Source organism: Staphylococcus caprae, from assembly GCF_002902725.1.
GTDB lineage: Bacteria > Bacillota > Bacilli > Staphylococcales > Staphylococcaceae > Staphylococcus > Staphylococcus caprae.
This window is the reverse complement of the sequence record NZ_PPRT01000017.1, coordinates 19,009-39,344: the sequence shown is the minus strand read 5'-3', so window position 1 is coordinate 39,344 and position 20,336 is coordinate 19,009. Positions and strand designations below refer to the sequence as shown.

16 protein-coding genes are annotated in these 20,336 nt (G+C 34.3%); all 16 read left to right on the top strand.

Annotation, left to right across the window (positions count from 1 at the left end; genetic code table 11):
• Positions 1-25 precede the first annotated feature (25 nt).
• Complete coding sequence (gene trmFO / locus CD155_RS03190; RefSeq protein WP_103212495.1) at positions 26-1,333, top strand: FADH(2)-oxidizing methylenetetrahydrofolate--tRNA-(uracil(54)-C(5))-methyltransferase TrmFO; 1,308 nt, start codon at positions 26-28, stop codon at positions 1,331-1,333.
• A 233-nt stretch (positions 1,334-1,566) separates the two neighbouring features.
• The gene (gene xerC, locus CD155_RS03185; protein ID WP_037541405.1) at positions 1,567-2,457 is read left to right on the top strand and encodes a tyrosine recombinase XerC; all 891 of its coding nucleotides are present in this window, start codon (positions 1,567-1,569) and stop codon (positions 2,455-2,457) included.
• 3 nt (positions 2,458-2,460) lie between these two features.
• Entirely contained in the window at positions 2,461-3,003 is a 543-nt protein-coding gene (gene hslV / locus CD155_RS03180) for an ATP-dependent protease subunit HslV (protein WP_002442548.1), read from the top strand.
• A gap of 84 nt (positions 3,004-3,087) precedes the next feature.
• Positions 3,088-4,491, top strand: a complete 1,404-nt coding sequence (gene hslU, locus CD155_RS03175) for an ATP-dependent protease ATPase subunit HslU (protein ID WP_002442550.1) — start codon at positions 3,088-3,090, stop codon at positions 4,489-4,491.
• A gap of 22 nt (positions 4,492-4,513) precedes the next feature.
• Entirely contained in the window at positions 4,514-5,287 is a 774-nt protein-coding gene (gene codY, locus CD155_RS03170; protein WP_037541406.1) for a GTP-sensing pleiotropic transcriptional regulator CodY, read from the top strand.
• Between the two features lie 251 nt (positions 5,288-5,538).
• Entirely contained in the window at positions 5,539-6,327 is a 789-nt protein-coding gene (gene rpsB / locus CD155_RS03165; RefSeq protein WP_002442555.1) for a 30S ribosomal protein S2, read from the top strand.
• A 153-nt stretch (positions 6,328-6,480) separates the two neighbouring features.
• Positions 6,481-7,359 (top strand): translation elongation factor Ts, encoded by an 879-nt coding sequence (gene tsf, locus CD155_RS03160; RefSeq protein ID WP_002442557.1) that lies wholly within the window; start codon positions 6,481-6,483, stop codon positions 7,357-7,359.
• Positions 7,360-7,496: 137 nt separating this feature from the next.
• Positions 7,497-8,219 (top strand): UMP kinase, encoded by a 723-nt coding sequence (gene pyrH / locus CD155_RS03155; RefSeq protein ID WP_002436299.1) that lies wholly within the window; start codon positions 7,497-7,499, stop codon positions 8,217-8,219.
• Positions 8,220-8,235: 16 nt separating this feature from the next.
• Positions 8,236-8,790 carry a ribosome recycling factor gene (gene frr / locus CD155_RS03150; protein WP_002442559.1) on the top strand — a complete coding sequence of 185 codons (555 nt, stop codon included), beginning with the start codon at positions 8,236-8,238 and terminating at the stop codon, positions 8,788-8,790.
• A gap of 283 nt (positions 8,791-9,073) precedes the next feature.
• Entirely contained in the window at positions 9,074-9,844 is a 771-nt protein-coding gene (gene uppS, locus CD155_RS03145) for an undecaprenyl pyrophosphate synthase (RefSeq protein WP_037541408.1), read from the top strand.
• Positions 9,845-9,847: 3 nt separating this feature from the next.
• A complete protein-coding gene (locus CD155_RS03140) occupies positions 9,848-10,630 on the top strand; it encodes a phosphatidate cytidylyltransferase (RefSeq protein WP_103212494.1) in 783 nt (260 codons plus the stop codon).
• A gap of 240 nt (positions 10,631-10,870) precedes the next feature.
• The gene (gene rseP, locus CD155_RS03135) at positions 10,871-12,157 is read left to right on the top strand and encodes an RIP metalloprotease RseP (protein ID WP_103212493.1); all 1,287 of its coding nucleotides are present in this window, start codon (positions 10,871-10,873) and stop codon (positions 12,155-12,157) included.
• Positions 12,158-12,176: 19 nt separating this feature from the next.
• Positions 12,177-13,880 carry a proline--tRNA ligase gene (locus CD155_RS03130; protein ID WP_103212492.1) on the top strand — a complete coding sequence of 568 codons (1,704 nt, stop codon included), beginning with the start codon at positions 12,177-12,179 and terminating at the stop codon, positions 13,878-13,880.
• 252 nt (positions 13,881-14,132) lie between these two features.
• The gene (locus tag CD155_RS03125; RefSeq protein WP_103212527.1) at positions 14,133-18,443 is read left to right on the top strand and encodes a PolC-type DNA polymerase III; all 4,311 of its coding nucleotides are present in this window, start codon (positions 14,133-14,135) and stop codon (positions 18,441-18,443) included.
• Between the two features lie 181 nt (positions 18,444-18,624).
• Positions 18,625-19,092 (top strand): ribosome maturation factor RimP, encoded by a 468-nt coding sequence (gene rimP / locus CD155_RS03120; RefSeq protein ID WP_037541410.1) that lies wholly within the window; start codon positions 18,625-18,627, stop codon positions 19,090-19,092.
• Positions 19,093-19,112: 20 nt separating this feature from the next.
• Entirely contained in the window at positions 19,113-20,324 is a 1,212-nt protein-coding gene (nusA, locus tag CD155_RS03115; protein WP_002442570.1) for a transcription termination factor NusA, read from the top strand.
• The last annotated feature ends 12 nt before the right edge of the window (positions 20,325-20,336 follow it).

Sequence of the window (20,336 nt, the reverse complement as noted above, 5' to 3'; positions counted from 1 at the left end):
TAAATTTAAAATTAGGAGGAAAATGATGACTCAAACGGTTAATGTCGTTGGGGCTGGTTTAGCTGGTTCGGAAGCTGCGTATCAATTAGCGCAACGTGGAATAAAAGTTAACTTAATTGAAATGCGACCAGTTAAACAAACACCTGCACACCATACTGATAAATTTGCTGAGCTTGTATGTTCAAACTCATTGAGAGGGAATTCTCTTACAAATGCGGTTGGTGTACTTAAAGAAGAAATGAGACGTCTAGACTCTCTAATTATACAAGCTGCAGACAAGGCGCGTGTTCCTGCTGGAGGAGCTTTAGCAGTAGATAGACATGATTTTGCTGGTTATATAACTGATACACTCAGAAATCATCCGAATGTTACTGTTTTAAATGTAGAGGTTAATAGTATACCTGAAGGTTATACTATTATTGCTACGGGTCCACTCACTACAGAACATTTAGCGCAAGAAATTGTTGATATTACTGGTAAAGATCAACTTTATTTTTATGATGCTGCTGCTCCAATTGTTGAAAAAGAAACAATTGATATGAATAAAGTGTATCTTAAATCTCGTTATGACAAAGGTGAAGCGGCATATTTAAACTGTCCTATGACTGAAGAAGAATTTAATAGATTTTATGATGCTGTTTTAGAAGCAGAAGTAGCACCAGTCAATGAGTTTGAAAAAGAAAAATATTTTGAAGGATGTATGCCATTTGAAGTTATGGCAGAAAGAGGGCGTAAAACGTTGTTATTTGGTCCAATGAAACCGGTTGGATTAGAAGATCCTAAAACAGGTAAACGTCCTTATGCAGTTGTACAATTAAGACAAGATGATGCAGCTGGCACACTTTATAATATTGTTGGCTTTCAAACACATTTAAAATGGGGAGCTCAAAAAGAAGTTATTCGCCTTATCCCGGGATTAGAGAATGTGGATATAGTTAGATATGGTGTAATGCATCGTAATACATTTATTAACTCACCGGATGTATTAAATGAAAAATACGAACTTGAAGGACATGAAAACTTGTACTTTGCAGGTCAAATGACTGGTGTAGAAGGTTATGTAGAGAGTGCCGCAAGCGGTTTAGTTGCTGGGATTAACCTTGCTCACAAACTTGCAGGTAAAGGTGAAGTCATTTTCCCAAGAGAAACAATGATAGGTAGTATGGCTTATTATATTTCTCATGCTAAAAATGAGAAAAACTTCCAACCAATGAATGCAAACTTCGGTTTATTACCATCATTAGAAAAACGTATTAAAGACAAAAAGGAAAGATATGAGGCTCAAGCGAACAGAGCTTTAGAATATCTCGACAACTATAAGCAAACACTTTAAAAGTAGAATAAACAGACTGGGTAGTAGATTAAATTTGCTACCTAGTTTTTTTGTTGTTTTGTCGAAAAAGCATAGGTTTTTATCAAAAAAATAAATAATGCTATTTTACTGTATATTTGAAAGATTTATAAAATTTTTGACATTAATTCTCTAAAGATTTTGAATTGGTTATCAAATTACTGTATGCCCTATCATTCATATGCTACAATGCAATATGATGGAGGGGAATTATATTGAATGAAATCCAAAAAACATTTTTATATATGTTAAAGGTAGAAAGAAATTTTTCTGAATATACTTTGAAATCATATCATGATGATTTAGTTCAGTTTAATGAATTTTTAAATAGTGAACATTTAGAGTTAACTACTTTTGAATATAAAGATGCTAGAAATTATTTGTCTTATTTATATTCAAATAATTTAAAAAGGACTACTGTTTCAAGAAAAATTTCAACATTACGTACTTTCTATGAATATTGGATGACTCAAGATGAATCTGTAGTAAACCCCTTTGTTCAACTTGTACACCCTAAGAAAGAACAGTATCTTCCTCAATTCTTTTACGAAGAGGAAATGGAAGCACTATTTCGAACTGTAGAGCAAGATCGTACTAAGGGCATGCGAGACAGGGTTATTATCGAGTTGTTATATGCAACAGGAATACGTGTGTCTGAATTAGTTAATATAAAAATTAAAGATATAGATATGAATTTGCCTGGTGTCAAGGTATTAGGTAAAGGCAATAAAGAACGTTTTATCCCATTTGGCGAATTTTGTAAGCAAAGTATTGAAAGATACTTAGATGAATTTCAGCCACGAAAAGCGGTAGATCATGAATATTTAATTGTTAATATGAAAGGCGAACCGATAACTGAACGTGGTGTGAGATACGTACTCAACGATGTTGTCAAACGTACAGCGGGAGTGACTGATATTCATCCACATAAGCTTAGACACACATTCGCGACGCATTTGTTAAATCAAGGTGCTGATTTAAGAACAGTACAATCCCTCTTAGGACACGTAAATTTATCAACAACTGGACGTTATACCCATGTTTCAAACCAACAACTTCGTAAGGTATATTTAAACGCACATCCTCGAGCAAAAAAAGGAGAGTAATTTATGAGTAATTCTTTACATGCAACAACAATATATGCTGTCCGTCATAATGGTGAAGCGGCTATGGCAGGTGATGGTCAAGTCACATTAGGTCAGCAAGTTATTATGAAACAAACTGCTAGAAAGGTGAGACGCCTTTATGAAGGTAAAGTGTTAGCTGGCTTTGCTGGAAGCGTTGCTGATGCATTTACGCTTTTCGAAAAGTTTGAAACAAAACTTCAACAATTTAGCGGTAATCTTGAAAGAGCAGCAGTTGAATTAGCACAAGAATGGCGTGGAGATAAACAATTACGTCAATTAGAAGCGATGCTTATCGTAATGAATAAAGACGCTATTCTCGTTGTAAGTGGTACAGGCGAAGTGATTGCACCAGATGATGACTTAATCGCAATCGGTTCAGGAGGTAATTATGCGTTGAGTGCAGGCCGTGCACTTAAACGTCATGCGTCACAACTTTCTGCTAAGGAAATGGCTTATGAAAGTTTAAAAGTCGCAGCCGACATTTGCGTGTTTACGAATGATAACATTATTGTTGAAACGTTGTAGTATCGGTTAATGTTGTAGTTTAATTTTAAGAAATAATGGAAATGAATGACTGATACAATGTAGCAAGATGGAGGAATGTAAAACATGGATACTAATGGAATTAAATTAACTCCAAAAGATATCGTATCTAAATTAAATGAATATATAGTAGGACAAGATGATGCTAAAAGAAAAGTAGCAATTGCGTTAAGAAATCGTTATAGAAGAAGTTTATTAGACGAAGAAGCTAAACAAGAAATTGCTCCTAAAAATATTCTGATGATAGGGCCAACAGGTGTAGGTAAAACCGAAATTGCTCGTCGTATGGCGAAAATTGTTGGTGCACCATTCATCAAAGTTGAAGCCACTAAATTTACTGAAGTAGGCTATGTAGGTCGAGATGTTGAAAGTATGGTCAGAGATTTAGTAGACGTAGCCGTGCGCTTGGTTAAAGAGGAGAAGAAAGCTTTAGTTAAAGACGAAGCTATTTCAAAAGCTAACGACAAACTTGTTAAATTGTTAGTTCCAAGCATGAAGAAAAAAGCTTCTCAAGGTAATAACCCTCTAGAGAATCTTTTTGGAGGTGCGATTCCAAACTTCGGACAAAATAATGAAGAAGAGGAAGAACCACCTACTGAAGAGATTAAAACTAAACGTTCTGAAATTAAAAAGCAATTAGATGAAGGTAAACTTGAAAAAGAAAAAGTAAGAATTAAAGTAGAACAAGATCCAGCAGCTATGGGCATGTTAGGCACGAATCAAAATCAACAAATGCAAGATATGATGAACCAATTGATGCCTAAGAAAAAGGTAGAACGTGAAGTTTCAGTTGAAACTGCTAGAAAAATACTTGCTGATGACTATGCTGACGAACTTATTGATCAAGAAACTGCAAATCAAGAGGCACTAGAGCTTGCAGAACAAATGGGTATCATTTTTATTGATGAAATCGATAAAGTTGCGACAAATAATCAAAATAGTGGTCAAGATGTTTCTAGACAAGGGGTTCAACGTGATATTTTACCAATTCTTGAAGGTAGCATGATACAAACGAAGTATGGTACTGTAAATACTGAACACATGCTATTTATTGGCGCTGGTGCATTCCACGTATCAAAACCTAGTGATTTGATTCCAGAATTGCAAGGTCGTTTCCCAATTAGAGTGGAACTGGAAAGCCTTTCAGTTGATGACTTTGTTCGAATTCTAACTGAACCTAAATTGTCTTTAATCAAGCAGTATGAAGCATTGCTTCAAACAGAAGAAGTGACAGTCAACTTCTCTGAAGAAGCTGTTAAACGCTTAGCTGAAATTGCGTACCAAGTCAATCAGGATACTGACAACATCGGTGCGCGTAGATTACACACAATTTTAGAGAAAATGCTTGAAGATTTATCATTTGAAGCACCAAACATGCCACATGCTGTTGTAGACATAACACCACAATATGTTGACGATAAACTAAAAACAATCTCAACGAATAAGGATTTAAGTGCATTTATTTTATAATATAAATAGAAGGAGAAAAATTATGAGCTTATTATCTAAAACTAGAGAATTAAACACGTTATTACAAAAACATAAAGGCATTGCAGTAGATTTCAAGGATGTTGCCCAAACTATTAGTAGTGTTACCGTAACAAATGTATTTATCGTTTCGAGAAGAGGTAAAATTTTAGGGTCGAGTCTTAACGAATTATTAAAGAGTGACCGAATCATAAATATGTTAGAAGAAAGACATATTCCAACTGAATATACTGAACAACTTATGGACGTAAAACAAACGCAATCTAACATTGATATTGATAATGTGTTAACTGTTTTCCCTCCTGAAAATAGAGACGTATTTGAAAATAGTAGAACAACGATTTTCCCAATTTTAGGTGGGGGAGAAAGACTTGGAACATTAGTTTTAGGTCGCGTTCAAGACGATTTTAATGAGAACGACCTAGTTTTAGGTGAATACGCTGCAACTGTAATAGGTATGGAAATCTTACGTGAGAAACATAATGAAGTTGAAAAAGAAGCTCGTGATAAAGCTGCAATCACAATGGCGATTAATTCGCTTTCTTATTCTGAGAAAGAAGCAATCGAACATATCTTTGAAGAATTAGGTGGAAATGAAGGATTGCTTATTGCATCTAAAGTAGCTGATCGTGTTGGAATCACTAGATCTGTTATTGTCAATGCATTACGTAAATTAGAAAGTGCCGGCGTCATCGAATCACGCTCACTAGGTATGAAAGGTACTTTCATTAAAGTTAAAAAAGAAAAATTCCTTGATGAATTAGAAAGAACAAAATAAGCGAATTAGATATGAGAAGTTTAAAAGAGTGTCAGCAATTGAAAAGCGATACTCTTTTAATTTGTTCATAAATTCATTGTGATGATCTTGTTAGAAAGTCATTGCGTTTCAAGGTGAGTTATGATATATTAAATGACGGCTATAAAGCCAATACACACATAATTAATTAAAATATAGAGGGTGCAAATAAATCTATTTGTCTTTATATGAGTTAGTTATGGAGGTAAATAACCAATAGGAGGAATTTTAAAATGGCAGTAATTTCAATGAAACAATTACTAGAAGCCGGTGTTCACTTCGGTCACCAAACACGCCGTTGGAACCCAAAAATGAAAAAATATATCTTCACTGAAAGAAATGGTATCTATATCATTGATTTACAAAAAACAGTGAAAAAAGTTGAAGAAGCTTATAACTTCATCAAACAAGTATCTGAAGATGGCGGTAAAGTCTTATTCGTAGGTACTAAAAAACAAGCACAAGAATCAGTTAAAGCTGAAGCAGAACGTGCTGGTCAATTCTACGTTAACCAAAGATGGTTAGGTGGAATCTTAACTAACTACAAAACAATCTCTAAACGAATTAAACGTATTTCTGAAATCGAGAAAATGGAAGAAGACGGTTTATTCGAAGTATTACCTAAAAAAGAAGTTGTTGAACTTAAAAAAGAATATGACCGTTTAATTAAATTCTTAGGCGGTATTCGTGATATGAAATCAATGCCTCAAGCATTATTCGTTGTTGACCCTCGTAAAGAGCGCAACGCTATTGCTGAAGCACGTAAATTAAATATTCCTATCGTAGGTATTGTTGACACTAACTGTGATCCAGATGAAATCGATTACGTTATCCCAGCAAACGATGATGCTATCCGTGCCGTTAAATTATTAACTGGTAAAATGGCAGATGCTATCTTAGAAGGTCAACAAGGTGTATCTAATGAAGAAGTAGCTGCAGAACAAAACATCAATTTAGATGAAAAAGAAGAATCTGAACAAGCAGAAACAACTGAAGACAACACTTCTGTTGAATCAAACTAAGATATAGTTTAAATGGGTGATAAGATACTAATGCTTATCACCTTTTTTTAAAAGTAAAATAAATAATTATAGAGTATTGGAAATATAACCTAAAATAATGGTAAAATTTGGGTATATCAATAAATACAATTATATACATTGGAGGAATAATTAATGGCAATTTCAGCAAAACTTGTTAAAGAATTACGTGAAAAAACAGGCGCAGGTATGATGGATTGTAAAAAAGCGCTAACTGAAACTGATGGAGACATCGATAAAGCAATCGACTACTTACGTGAAAAAGGTATTGCTAAAGCAGCTAAAAAAGCTGACCGTATCGCAGCTGAAGGTCTTGTACACGTAGAAGTTAAAGGAAACGAAGCAGCAATCGTTGAAATCAACTCTGAAACTGACTTCGTTGCTCGTAATGAAGGTTTCCAAGAATTAGTTAAAGAAATTGCTAACCAAATTCTTGATAGTAAAGCTGAAACAGTTGATGCTTTAATGGAAACTAAATTATCTAATGGTAAAACTGTTGATGAAAGAATGAAAGAAGCTATCTCTACAATTGGTGAAAAATTAAGCATTCGTCGTTTTGCTATCAGAACTAAAACTGACAATGATGCATTTGGTGCATACTTACACATGGGTGGACGCATCGGTGTATTAACTGTTGTTGAAGGTTCTACTGATGAAGAAGCTGCTAAAGATGTAGCTATGCACATTGCTGCAATCAACCCTAAATATGTTTCTTCTGATCAAGTAAGCGAAGAAGAAATCAACCACGAAAGAGAAGTATTAAAACAACAAGCATTAAACGAAGGTAAACCAGAAAATATCGTTGAAAAAATGGTTGAAGGTCGTTTACGTAAATATTTACAAGAAATTTGTGCTGTAGATCAAAACTTCGTTAAAAACCCAGATGAAACAGTTGAAGCATTCTTAAAATCAAAAGGTGGTCAACTTGCTGACTTCGTTCGCTATGAAGTAGGCGAAGGAATGGAAAAACGCGAAGAAAACTTCGCTGAAGAAGTTAAAGGACAAATGAAATAATCTGTCATAAAGTTTAACAAGGAAGAAGACACCTATTACGTTTCCTTTCTATTAGTTGCATAGCTATAGAAAGAAGCCATCCGTGTCTTCTTTACTTATATATTTTTACATATTTTTACTATAGAGAGGATAAGAAAATGGCTCAAACTTCTAAATATAAACGTGTAGTCTTGAAATTGAGTGGTGAAGCATTAGCAGGTGATAAAGGATTTGGTATTAATCCAATCATCATTAAAAGTGTAGCAAAACAAGTTGCTGAAGTTGCTAAAATGGACTGTGAAATCGCAGTCATCGTTGGTGGCGGAAATATTTGGAGAGGTAAAACAGGTAGTGACTTAGGTATGGATCGCGGTACAGCTGACTATATGGGTATGTTAGCGACTGTGATGAATGCTTTAGCTTTACAAGATAGCTTAGAACAGTTAGATTGTGATACACGTGTTTTAACTTCTATTGAAATGAAACAAGTTGCTGAACCATATATTCGTCGTCGTGCAATTCGACACTTAGAGAAAAAACGCGTTGTTATCTTTGCAGCTGGTATTGGCAACCCTTACTTCTCAACAGATACAACAGCAGCTTTACGTGCGGCTGAAGTAGAAGCAGATGTAATTTTAATGGGTAAAAATAATGTAGATGGCGTATATTCAGCAGATCCTAAAGTTGATGAAAATGCCGTTAAATATGAACATTTAACACATATTCAAATGTTACAAGAAGGATTACAAGTAATGGATTCAACAGCTTCATCATTCTGTATGGACAATAATATTCCATTAAATGTATTCTCAATTATGGAAGAAGGAAATATTAAACGTGCCGTAATGGGTGAAAAAATCGGAACGTTGATTACAAAATAATCTAGAGGTGTAAAAAATGAGTGACATAATTAAAGATACAAAAGCTAGAATGCAAAAATCTATCGACAACTTATCACGTGAATTAGCTAATATTAGTGCAGGTAGAGCAAATTCAAACTTATTAAACGGTGTAACTGTTGATTACTATGGCGCGCCAACGCCTGTTCAACAACTAGCAAGTATTAGTGTGCCAGAAGCACGTTTGTTAGTGATTTCACCATACGATAAAACTTCTGTAGATGACATCGAAAAAGCGATTATCGCTGCAAATTTAGGTGTAAATCCAACTAGTGATGGCGAAGTAATTCGTATTTCAGTTCCTGCTCTTACTGAAGAAAGACGTAAAGAATTAGTTAAAGATGTTAAAAAAATTGGTGAGGATGCAAAAGTTTCAATTAGAAACATTCGTCGCGACATCAATGATCATCTTAAAAAACAAGAGAAAAATGGAGACATCACTGAAGATGATTTAAGAAGTCAAACTGATGATGTTCAAAAAGCTACTGATAATTCAATTAAAGAAATTGACCAATTAGTAGATGACAAAGAAAAAGATATTATGTCTGTTTAATCACATAATTTCAAAAATAAAATATTTAAGATATTGATGTCATAGGACACCTTATATGGTCATAATAATAAAATCATATCAATTGATTTAAATGTATAGTTGTTTTTATAACTATTCCTCTAGACACCAATAATCTTTTTAGTCTAAACTGTACCGAGTAGGACTTTGGTACAGTTTTTTTATTTGCTTATTCAATGGAATAAATGAGTATGATAAAATGATAGATGATTGTTTAATTAACGTATAGAATAAAACAGAGATGATCAGGCTCGGAGGAAAGACCATGTTTAAAAAGCTAAAAAATAAAAATAAAACTGAGAATAATCTAGACAATGATTTAGATTTACATAATATACCTGAACATGTTGCTATCATTATGGATGGAAATGGTCGATGGGCTAAAAAACGTAAAATGCCACGTATTAAAGGCCATTATGAAGGGATGCAAACAATCAAGAAAATCACTCGAGAAGCGAGTAATATTGGTATTAAGTACTTAACGCTTTATGCTTTCTCTACTGAGAATTGGTCTAGACCTGAAAGCGAAGTTAATTATATTATGAATTTGCCTGTTAATTTCCTTAAGACATTTTTACCAGAATTAATCGAGAAAAATGTTAAAGTCGAAACGATTGGGTTTAATAATGGATTGCCTAAATCCACAATTGAAGCAATTGATTATGCCAAAGACAAGACAAAACATAATACAGGCCTAACACTTGTTTTTGCTATAAATTATGGTGGACGTGCAGAAATTATTCAGAGTATGAAAGAGATTTATGAAGAATTACAAACCAATAATCAAAGTGCTAATGCTATAGATGAAGAATTATTTAATAAGCATTTAATGACTCACAATTATCCTGATCCAGAATTATTAATTCGTACCTCTGGTGAGCAGAGAATTAGTAACTTTTTAATTTGGCAAGCTTCATACAGTGAATTTATATTCAATGAGAAGTTATGGCCAGATTTCGATGAGAATGAATTGAAAGAATGTATAAAAATTTATCAATCACGCCAAAGACGTTTTGGGGGATTAAGTGAGGAGTAGAGTATGAAAGTAAGAACATTAACTGCAATTATAGCCTTATTAATATTCTTGCCTATCCTTCTTAAAGGTGGCATGGTATTAATGCTATTTGCTTACTTGTTAGCATTAATTGCTTTAAAAGAATTATTAAACATGAATATGATCAAATTCTTATCTATACCAGGACTGATCAGTGCACTCGCATTGATTATTATTATGTTACCTCAAGATGCGGGAGAATGGGTTCAAACGATTCAACTCAAAAGTTTAATTGCTATGAGTTTTATACTGTTAAGTTATACTGTATTATCTAAAAATAGATTTAGTTTCATGGATTCAGCATTTTGTTTAATGTCAGTAGCATATGTAGGTATTGGATTTATGTATTTCTATGAAACTCGTTCAGAAGGTTTACATTACATATTATTTGCATTCTTAATCGTTTGGTTAACTGACACAGGGGCATATATTTTTGGTCGTTTAATGGGTAAACATAAACTTTGGCCAGTCATTAGTCCGAACAAAACAATCGAAGGATTTATCGGAGGAATTATTTGTAGTTTGCTAGTCCCTTTAATTATGCAATTCTTCGTTAATTTCCAATTAAATATTTGGCTTTTATTACTTATCACAGTCATATTGAGTATGTTTGGCCAATTAGGTGATTTAGTTGAATCTGGATTTAAACGTCATTTTGGTGTGAAAGATTCAGGTCGTATTCTTCCAGGGCATGGTGGTATTCTAGACAGATTTGATAGTTTCATGTTTGTTTTACCACTGTTAAATATTTTATTAATTCAAATTTAAATCGCACAGTCTATAAAATAAAATAGATGTTATAATAAAGGAGTTATTGAGATATTGAGACATAATCAATATTTCTTAACTCCTTTTAATCACTACCACATTTTTAAATTTCAAACGACAACTATACATATCAATTTGAGAATGAATCTAAGCGTATTATAATGTTTTATATTGCCAATTTATTACAATGCTTAGATTATTTTTAAAAATTAAAACACAATATCAATAGAGGTGTAGCGCATGAGCATTTTAATAACAGTAGTTGCATTTATCATCGTATTTGGCGTGCTCGTAACTGTACACGAATACGGTCATATGTTCTTTGCGAAGAGAGCAGGTATCATGTGTCCCGAATTTGCTATCGGCATGGGGCCTAAAATTTTTAGTTTTAGAAAAGATGAAACATTATATACGATACGATTATTACCTGTAGGTGGTTATGTCAGAATGGCTGGTGATGGTCTAGAAGAACCACCCGTTCAACCAGGTATGAACGTGAAGATAAAATTAAACGATAATGATGAAATTACGCATATCATCTTAGATGACCAACATAAATTCCAACAAATCGAAGCAATAGAAGTTAAAAAATGTGACTTCAAAGATGATTTATATATAGAAGGAATTACGTCGTACGACGATGAAAGACATCACTATCCTATAGCTAAAAAAGCATATTTCGTAGAGAATGGTAGTCTTATTCAAATTGCACCACGAGATAGACAATTTGCACATAAGAAACCACTCCCTAAGTTTTTAACATTATTTGCAGGACCGCTATTCAACTTTATCTTAGCATTGGTTCTATTTATAGGTTTAGCATATTATCAAGGGACGCCTACGAATACAATTGGAGAAGTAGTGAAGCATTCACCTGCCGATGAAGCTGGACTACATAAAGGTGATAAAATAGTTCAAATCGGTAGCCATAAAATTAAAGATTTTAGTGAAATCAAAAAAGTTTTAGATGAAAACAAAACATCTAAAACAACAATTAAAGTTCAAAGAGATCATCATACAAAAACAATGCAACTGGAACCTAAAAAAGTAAATACAAAAATCAGCAAGAATAAGAGTCAAACGAGCTATCAAATTGGTTTTGCACCTAAGACGGAACATAGCATATTCAAGCCAATTAGCTATGGAATTTATAATTTCTTTGATAAAGGTAAATTAATTTTTACAGCGGTTGTTGGTATGATTGCGAGCATCTTTACAGGTGGATTCTCATTCGACATGCTCAATGGACCTGTAGGTATTTACCATAACGTGGACTCAGTAGTTAAGTCTGGTATTATAAACTTAATAGGCTATACAGCTCTATTGAGTGTAAACCTAGGTATCATGAATTTATTACCTATACCAGCGTTAGACGGTGGTCGAATCTTATTTGTATTATATGAGGCCATTTTCAGAAAGCCAATAAATAAAAAAGCTGAAACTGCAATTATTGCAACAGGTGCACTATTTGTAGTTATCATTATGATAATAGTGACGTGGAATGACATACAACGGTATTTCTTATAATTAGGGAGGAAAATAGAGAATGAAGCAATCTAAAGTATTTATACCAACGATGAGAGAAGTTCCTGCTGAAGCTGAAGCATTAAGCCATAGATTATTGCTTAAAGCAGGGTTAATTAAACAAAGTACAAGTGGAATATATAGTTATTTACCACTTGCAACACGCGTTTTAAATAATATTTCTAAAATTGTGCGTGAAGAAATGGAAAGTATAGACGCGGTAGAGATACTAATGCCTGCATTACAACAAGCAGAATTATGGGAAGAATCTGGACGTTGGGGAGCATACGGTCCTGAATTGATGCGCTTAAAAGATAGAAATGGACGAGAATTCGCATTAGGACCTACACATGAAGAAGTTGTAACATCTCTAGTTAGAGATGAGTTAAAATCTTATAAACGATTACCTCTTACATTATTCCAAATCCAATCTAAATTCCGTGATGAAAAGAGACCACGTTTTGGTTTGCTTAGAGGTCGTGAGTTCATTATGAAAGATGCTTATTCTTTCCACGCAGATGAAGCTTCTTTAGATGCGACTTATCAAGACATGTATAATGCGTATAGCAGGATCTTTAAACGTGTTGGTATTAATGCACGTCCAGTCGTTGCTGATTCCGGAGCGATTGGTGGGAATCACACACATGAATTTATGGCATTAAGTGAAATCGGTGAAGATACGATTGTTTATAGTAATGAAAGTGAATACGCTGCTAATATTGAAAAGGCAGAAGTCGTTTATCATCCTTCTAAAAAACATACCGAAACAGCAGAACTAACAAAAATTGAAACACCTCATGTTAAAACTGCACAAGAATTAGCAGATTTCTTAAATCGTCCGTTAGATGAAATTGTTAAGACAATGATATTCAAAGTGGATGGCGAATTCATCATGGTTCTTATTAGAGGCCATCATGAATTAAATGATGTTAAATTAAAATCATATTTTGGAACAGACCATGTAGAAATGGCTACTCAAGATGAAATTGTAAATCTTGTAGGCGCAAACCCAGGCTCTCTTGGCCCTATCCATAATAAAGAAATTAAAATTTATGCAGACAATTATGTTCAAGACTTAAATAATCTTGTCGTAGGTGCTAATGAAGACGGTTATCATTATGTGAATGCGAATGTTGGAAGAGATTTTGACATTGATCAATATGGTGATTTTAGATTTATTTTAGAAGGCGAAATGCTAAGTGATGGTTCTGGAGAAGCTCAATTTGCCGAAGGAATTGAAGTAGGGCAAGTGTTCAAATTAGGAACAAAATATTCAGAAGCTATGAATGCGACTTTCTTAGACAACCAAGGTAAAGCGCAACCATTAATTATGGGGTGTTATGGTATTGGTATCTCTAGAACACTTAGTGCAATTGTTGAACAAAATAACGATGAGAATGGTATTATTTGGCCTAAATCAGTGACGCCTTTTGAATTACACCTTATTACGATTAATCCTAAAAAGGATGAGCAACGTGAATTAGGTGATCAACTCTATTCTCAACTGAATGGACGATATGATGTTCTTTATGATGACAGACAAGAAAGAGCAGGCGTAAAATTCAATGATGCCGATCTAATTGGTCTACCACTACGTGTTGTTGTCGGTAAAAGAGCTGGAGAAGGCATCGTGGAAGTTAAACAACGCTTAAACGGTGAAAGTGAAGACGTTCATATTGATGATTTAGAAAACTATTTAAAAGGTTTATATGAAAACTTAAAATAAGCAATGAGGAAATAATTGTAATAACTTAAATAGGGCAGGATGACGAATTCTTAAATAAGGACTCTAACCTGCTCTTCTTTATTGTTTAAATTTCAATCAATTTCTCATGAAAATTAACTCAATGAGTAGTATAATATGAATCAAATTTGCTTTAACACTTTTGCATAAAAATCGAAATATTTCCAAACAAAGCATACGTTAAATTATTTTTAGTAAAAGTATTAAATATTTAAGGTGGTTATTATTTTGGCAATGACAAATCAAGAAAAATTCAAAGTACTTGCCGATCAAATTAAAATATCAAATCAATTAGAGTCTGACATTCTTCAAGAAGGAGAGCTGACTCGCATTGATGTTTCCAACAAAAACAGAACATGGGAATTTCAAATTTCATTACCACGCTTTCTCTCTCATGAAGATTATCTATTATTTACTCATGCAATTGAAGAAGAATTCAAAGAAATAGCCACGGTTACAATACATTTCTCAATTAAAGACACGCATAACCAAGATGAACACGCATTAAAATATTTTGCCCATTGTATTGATCAAACTGGATTATCACCTAAAGTGAAAGGTCAACTTAAACAGAAGAAGTTGATTATGTCTGGCAACGTCATCAAAGTTTTAGTTTCTAATGATATTGAACGTAATCACTTCGATAAAGCGTGTAACGGCAGCTTAGTAAAAGCATTCCAAAAATGCGGTTTCAATATCGATAAAGTTGTATTTGAGACGGATACGTCAAACCATGATGACGATTTAGCGTCTTTAGAAGCGCATATTCAACAAGAAGATGAACAAAGCGCTAGAGAAGCAACTGAGAAATTAGAAAAAATGAAAGCTGAAAAAGCTAAACAACAGGACAACAACGAAAGTACTGTTGATAAATGTCAAATTGGTAAGCCTATCCAAGTTGAAAATCTGCGTTCAATTGAGTCTATCATTGAAGAAGAATTTAAAGTAGCCATTGAGGGCGTTATCTTCGATATTAACTTAAAAGAATTAAAAAGCGGACGTCATATTGTAGAACTCAAAGTTACAGACTATACGGATTCTCTAGTTTTAAAAATGTTTACACGTAAAAATAAAGATGATTTAGATCATTTCAAAGCACTTAGTGTAGGTAAATGGGTAAGAGCTCAAGGTCGAATTGAAGAAGATTCATTCGTTCGTGATTTAGTGATGATGATGTCTGACATTGAGGAAATCAAGAAAACTCCGAAAAGAGATAAAGCAGACGAAAAACGTGTTGAATTTCATTTACATACAGCGATGAGTCAAATGGATGGTATTCCACATATAAGTTCATATGTAGAACAAGCTGCGGAATGGGGACATTCTGCGATTGCTGTCACGGATCATAATGTTGTACAAGCCTTTCCAGATGCGCATAATGCTGCTGAGAAACACGGCTTGAAAATGATTTATGGTATGGAAGGCATGCTTGTTGATGATGGCGTTCCTATTGCATACAAACCAACAGATCGTCATTTAAAAGATGCGACGTATGTTGTGTTCGACGTTGAAACAACGGGTCTATCCAATCAGTACGATAAAATTATTGAATTAGCAGCAGTTAAAGTACATGATGGTGAAATTATTGATAAATTTGAACGTTTTAGTAATCCACACGAACGTTTGTCAGAAACAATCATTAATTTGACGCATATTACTGATGATATGCTGACAGATGCGCCGGAAATTGAAGAAGTATTAACTGAATTTAAAGAATGGGTTGGAGACGCCATTTTTGTAGCGCATAATGCGTCATTCGATATGGGCTTCATCGATACAGGTTATGAACGTTTAGGTTTCGGTCCATCAACAAACGGTGTTATTGATACACTCGAACTTTCTCGTACGATTAATACAGAGTATGGTAAACATGGTTTGAATTTCCTTGCTAAAAAGTATGGCGTCGAACTCACACAACACCATAGAGCCATTTATGATACAGAGGCTACGGCCTACATTTTCATTAAAATGGTTCAACAAATGAAGGAGCTAGGTGTTAACAACCATAACGAAATTAATAAAAAACTTACGAATGAAGATGCATATAAAAGAGCTCGACCATCACATGTCACATTAATCGTTCAAAACCAAGAAGGACTTAAAAACTTATTTAAGATTGTTAGTGCCTCTTTAGTTCAATATTATTATCGTACTCCACGAATTCCGCGTTCTCTTTTAAATGAATATAGAGAAGGAATATTAGTGGGAACCGCATGTGACGAAGGTGAGTTATTTACTGCAGTAATGCAGAAAGATCAATCAGAAGTTGAAAAAATTGCAAAGTATTATGACTTTATCGAAGTTCAACCGCCAGCCCTTTATCAAGATTTAATGGATAGAGAATTGATTAGAGATAAAGAAACATTGATTGAGATTTATAAGCGATTAATTGAAGCTGGCGAAAGTGCCAACATCCCAGTTATTGCAACAGGTAATGCGCATTATTTATATGAACATGATGCGATAGCGAGAAAAATATTAATCGCTTCTCAACCAGGTAATCCATTGAATCGTTCTACATTACCAGAAGCTCATTTTAGAACAACTGATGAAATGTTAGATGAGTTTCACTTTTTAGGAGAGGAAAAAGCGCACGAGATTGTTGTAAAAAATACAAACGAGTTAGCTGATCGTATTGAGAGAGTCGTGCCAATTAAAGATAAATTGTTCACTCCGAGAATGGAAGGCGCGAATGATGAAATTCGTGAGTTAAGCTATTCTAATGCTAAAAAATTATATGGTGAAGACTTACCACAAATTGTTATAGATAGATTAGAGAAGGAATTGGCAAGTATTATCGGTAACGGATTCTCAGTTATCTATTTAATTTCCCAACGTTTGGTTAAGAAATCACTCGATGATGGATATTTAGTAGGCTCTCGTGGTTCCGTAGGTTCAAGTTTCGTAGCAACGATGACTGAAATCACTGAGGTTAATCCATTGCCACCGCACTATATCTGTTCTCATTGTAAGACAAGTGAGTTCTTCGATGATGGTTCCGTAGGTTCAGGGTTTGACCTTCCCGATAAAAAATGTCCAACATGTGGAAATGATTTAATTAAGGAAGGACAGGATATTCCCTTCGAGACATTCTTAGGATTCAAAGGGGACAAAGTACCTGATATTGACTTAAACTTTAGTGGTGAATATCAACCGAATGCACATAACTATACGAAAGTACTATTTGGTGAAGACAAAGTATTCCGTGCTGGAACGATAGGTACAGTAGCAGAAAAAACAGCATTCGGATTCGTCAAAGGCTACTTAAACGATCAAGGCATTCATAAGCGTGGTGCAGAAATTGATAGATTAGTCAAAGGATGTACAGGCGTAAAACGGACAACAGGTCAGCATCCAGGAGGGATTATCGTTGTACCAGATTACATGGATATTTATGATTTCACACCGATTCAATTCCCAGCTGATGACCAAAGTGCGGCTTGGATGACAACACACTTTGACTTCCACTCAATCCATGATAATGTACTTAAACTCGACATACTTGGACACGATGATCCAACGATGATTCGTATGCTTCAAGACTTGTCTGGCATAGATCCTAAAACAATTCCAGTTGATGATAAAGACACGATGCAAATTTTCAGTGGCCCTGAAAGTTTAGGTGTTACGGAAGATGAAATTTTATGTAAGACAGGAACATTTGGCGTTCCTGAATTTGGTACAGGGTTTGTTAGACAAATGTTGGAAGATACAAAGCCAACGACATTTTCAGAACTTGTTCAAATTTCAGGATTATCTCACGGTACTGACGTATGGCTTGGAAATGCGCAAGAGTTAATAAGACAAGGTATTTGTGACTTATCAAGCGTTATAGGCTGTCGTGACGATATCATGGTTTATCTTATGTATGCTGGTTTAGAGCCATCAATGGCATTTAAAACGATGGAATTTGTGCGTAAAGGTCGTGGTTTAACTGATGAAATGGTTGAAGCGATGAAGGCAAATGAAGTGCCAGACTGGTATTTAGATTCTTGTCGTAAGATTAAATACATGTTCCCGAAAGCACACGCGGCTGCATATGTACTTATGGCGGTTAGAATTGCTTATTTCAAAGTTCATCATCCACTATATTACTATGCAGCATACTTTACGATTAGAGCCTCTGACTTTGATCTCATTACTATGATTAAAGATAAAACAAGTATTCGTAATACAGTTAAAGACATGTATTCAAGATATATGGATTTAGGTAAAAAAGAAAAAGACGTGTTAACTGTACTTGAGATAATGAATGAGATGGCACATCGTGGTTATCGTATGCAACCCATCAGTCTAGAAAAAAGTCAGGCATTTGACTTCATTATTGAAGGAGATACGCTTATCCCACCATTCGTGGCAGTTCCAGGACTAGGTGAAAATGTTGCCAAACGAATTGTAGAAGCACGTGAGGAAGGACCATTCTTATCTAAAGAAGATTTAAATAAGAAGGCCGGTTTATCTCAAAAAGTTATTGATTACTTAGATGAAATGGGCTCATTACCTGACTTACCAGATAAAGCACAACTTTCAATCTTTGATATGTAATGATTTAATGGAAATGATTTTTTCAAATACAAATAAATCACAACACATCTATCTACATCTGATGAAATTTGTTTAGTATCAATAGTTATGATATACTTAAATTGCGTAAAAAATGATTAAACTCAGGCAGAAGAGTGGGCATATACCCGCTCTTTTCTATTTGCCAAAAAAGGAGGCCTGTATGAGTAAAGTTACTGAACAAGTAGAATCAATCATTCAACCTATCTTAGACGACTTAAAATTTGAACTTGTTGAAATTGAATATGTTAAAGAAGGTAAAGACCGTTTTCTAAGAATTTCTATTGATAAAGAAGGCGGTGTGGATTTAAACGATTGTACGCTAGCTTCTGAAAAAATTAGTGAAGCTATGGATGAAAATGACCCTATCCCTGAAATGTATTATCTTGATGTGGCTTCTCCAGGAGCAGAAAGACCTATTAAAAAAGATAAAGACTTTCACAATGCGGTAACTCAACCGGTGTTTATCTCACTTTATGCTCCAATTGAAGGTGAGAAAGAATGGTTAGGCATTTTACAATCTGTTGATGATGACAATATTGTTATGGAAGTAAAAGAGAAATCTAAAACTAAACAAATTGAAATACCAAGAAATAAAATAGCAAAAGCACGTCACGCTGTTATGATTTAACGTGATGAGGAGGAAAAACTGTGTCAAGTAATGAATTATTATTAGCTACTGAATATTTGGAAAAGGAAAAGAAAATTCCTAGAGAAGTACTTATCGATGCAATTGAAGCAGCATTAATTACTGCTTATAAGAAAAATTACGACAGTGCAAGAAATGTTAGAGTTGAATTAAATATGGACGAAGGTTCATTTAGAGTTATTGCACGTAAAGAAGTAGTAGAAGAAGTTTTTGATGATAGAGAAGAAGTAGACTTAAGTACAGCTTTAGTAAAAAATCCTGCTTATGAAGTTGGAGATATTTACGAAGAAGATGTTACACCTAAAGACTTTGGTCGTGTAGGTGCGCAAGCAGCTAAACAGGCCGTGATGCAAAGATTAAGAGATGCTGAAAGAGAAATCTTATACGATGAATTTATTGATAAAGAGGAAGATATCTTAACAGGTGTGATTGACCGTGTTGACCACCGTTATGTATACGTAAACTTAGGTCGTATTGAAGCGGTATTATCAGAAGCGGAAAGAAGCCCTAATGAAAGTTATATTCCTAATGAACGAATTAAAGTTTATGTAAACAAAGTTGAACAAACGACTAAAGGTCCTCAAATTTATGTTTCAAGAAGCCATCCAGGTTTATTAAAACGTTTATTCGAACAAGAAGTTCCAGAAATTTATGATGGAACAGTGATTGTTAAATCTGTTGCTCGTGAAGCAGGTGACCGTTCTAAAATCAGTGTTTATTCGGAAAATCCTGACATTGATGCTGTAGGCGCATGTGTAGGTTCTAAAGGTGCACGTGTTGAAGCGGTAGTAGAAGAACTTGGTGGAGAGAAAATTGACATTGTGCAATGGAATGAAGATCCAAAAGTATTCGTAAGAAATGCTTTAAGTCCATCACAAGTTTTAGAAGTGATTGTAGACGAAGACAATCAATCAACAGTTGTTGTAGTTCCAGATTATCAATTATCTTTAGCAATTGGTAAACGTGGTCAAAATGCTCGTTTAGCTGCTAAGTTAACAGGCTGGAAGATTGATATTAAATCTGAAACAGATGCACGTGAAGCAGGTATTTACCCAATCATTGAGTCAGAAGAAGTAGCAGATGAAATTGTTAACACTGGCGATGAAGATGTAGAATTTGATGATGTTAATTTAGAAGAATCTAACTTAACTACAGCTGAATTAGCTGCAGAAACGGATGAAGAAACAGAAGAAGATAAGAATACAGAAGAATAGATTGGAGTGACT

Excerpts from the sequence above, each read along its gene's own strand:
- trmFO (WP_103212495.1), top strand. The coding sequence starts at position 26 with ATGACTCAAACGGTTAATGTCGTTGGGGCTGGTTTAGCTGGTTCGGAA.
- hslV (WP_002442548.1), top strand. The coding sequence starts at position 2,461 with ATGAGTAATTCTTTACATGCAACAACAATATATGCTGTCCGTCATAAT.
- hslU (WP_002442550.1), top strand. The coding sequence starts at position 3,088 with ATGGATACTAATGGAATTAAATTAACTCCAAAAGATATCGTATCTAAA.
- codY (WP_037541406.1), top strand. The coding sequence starts at position 4,514 with ATGAGCTTATTATCTAAAACTAGAGAATTAAACACGTTATTACAAAAA.
- rpsB (WP_002442555.1), top strand. The coding sequence starts at position 5,539 with ATGGCAGTAATTTCAATGAAACAATTACTAGAAGCCGGTGTTCACTTC.
- tsf (WP_002442557.1), top strand. The coding sequence starts at position 6,481 with ATGGCAATTTCAGCAAAACTTGTTAAAGAATTACGTGAAAAAACAGGC.
- pyrH (WP_002436299.1), top strand. The coding sequence starts at position 7,497 with ATGGCTCAAACTTCTAAATATAAACGTGTAGTCTTGAAATTGAGTGGT.
- frr (WP_002442559.1), top strand. The coding sequence starts at position 8,236 with ATGAGTGACATAATTAAAGATACAAAAGCTAGAATGCAAAAATCTATC.
- uppS (WP_037541408.1), top strand. The coding sequence starts at position 9,074 with ATGTTTAAAAAGCTAAAAAATAAAAATAAAACTGAGAATAATCTAGAC.
- CD155_RS03140 (WP_103212494.1), top strand. The coding sequence starts at position 9,848 with ATGAAAGTAAGAACATTAACTGCAATTATAGCCTTATTAATATTCTTG.
- rseP (WP_103212493.1), top strand. The coding sequence starts at position 10,871 with ATGAGCATTTTAATAACAGTAGTTGCATTTATCATCGTATTTGGCGTG.
- CD155_RS03130 (WP_103212492.1), top strand. The coding sequence starts at position 12,177 with ATGAAGCAATCTAAAGTATTTATACCAACGATGAGAGAAGTTCCTGCT.
- CD155_RS03125 (WP_103212527.1), top strand. The coding sequence starts at position 14,133 with ATGACAAATCAAGAAAAATTCAAAGTACTTGCCGATCAAATTAAAATA.
- rimP (WP_037541410.1), top strand. The coding sequence starts at position 18,625 with ATGAGTAAAGTTACTGAACAAGTAGAATCAATCATTCAACCTATCTTA.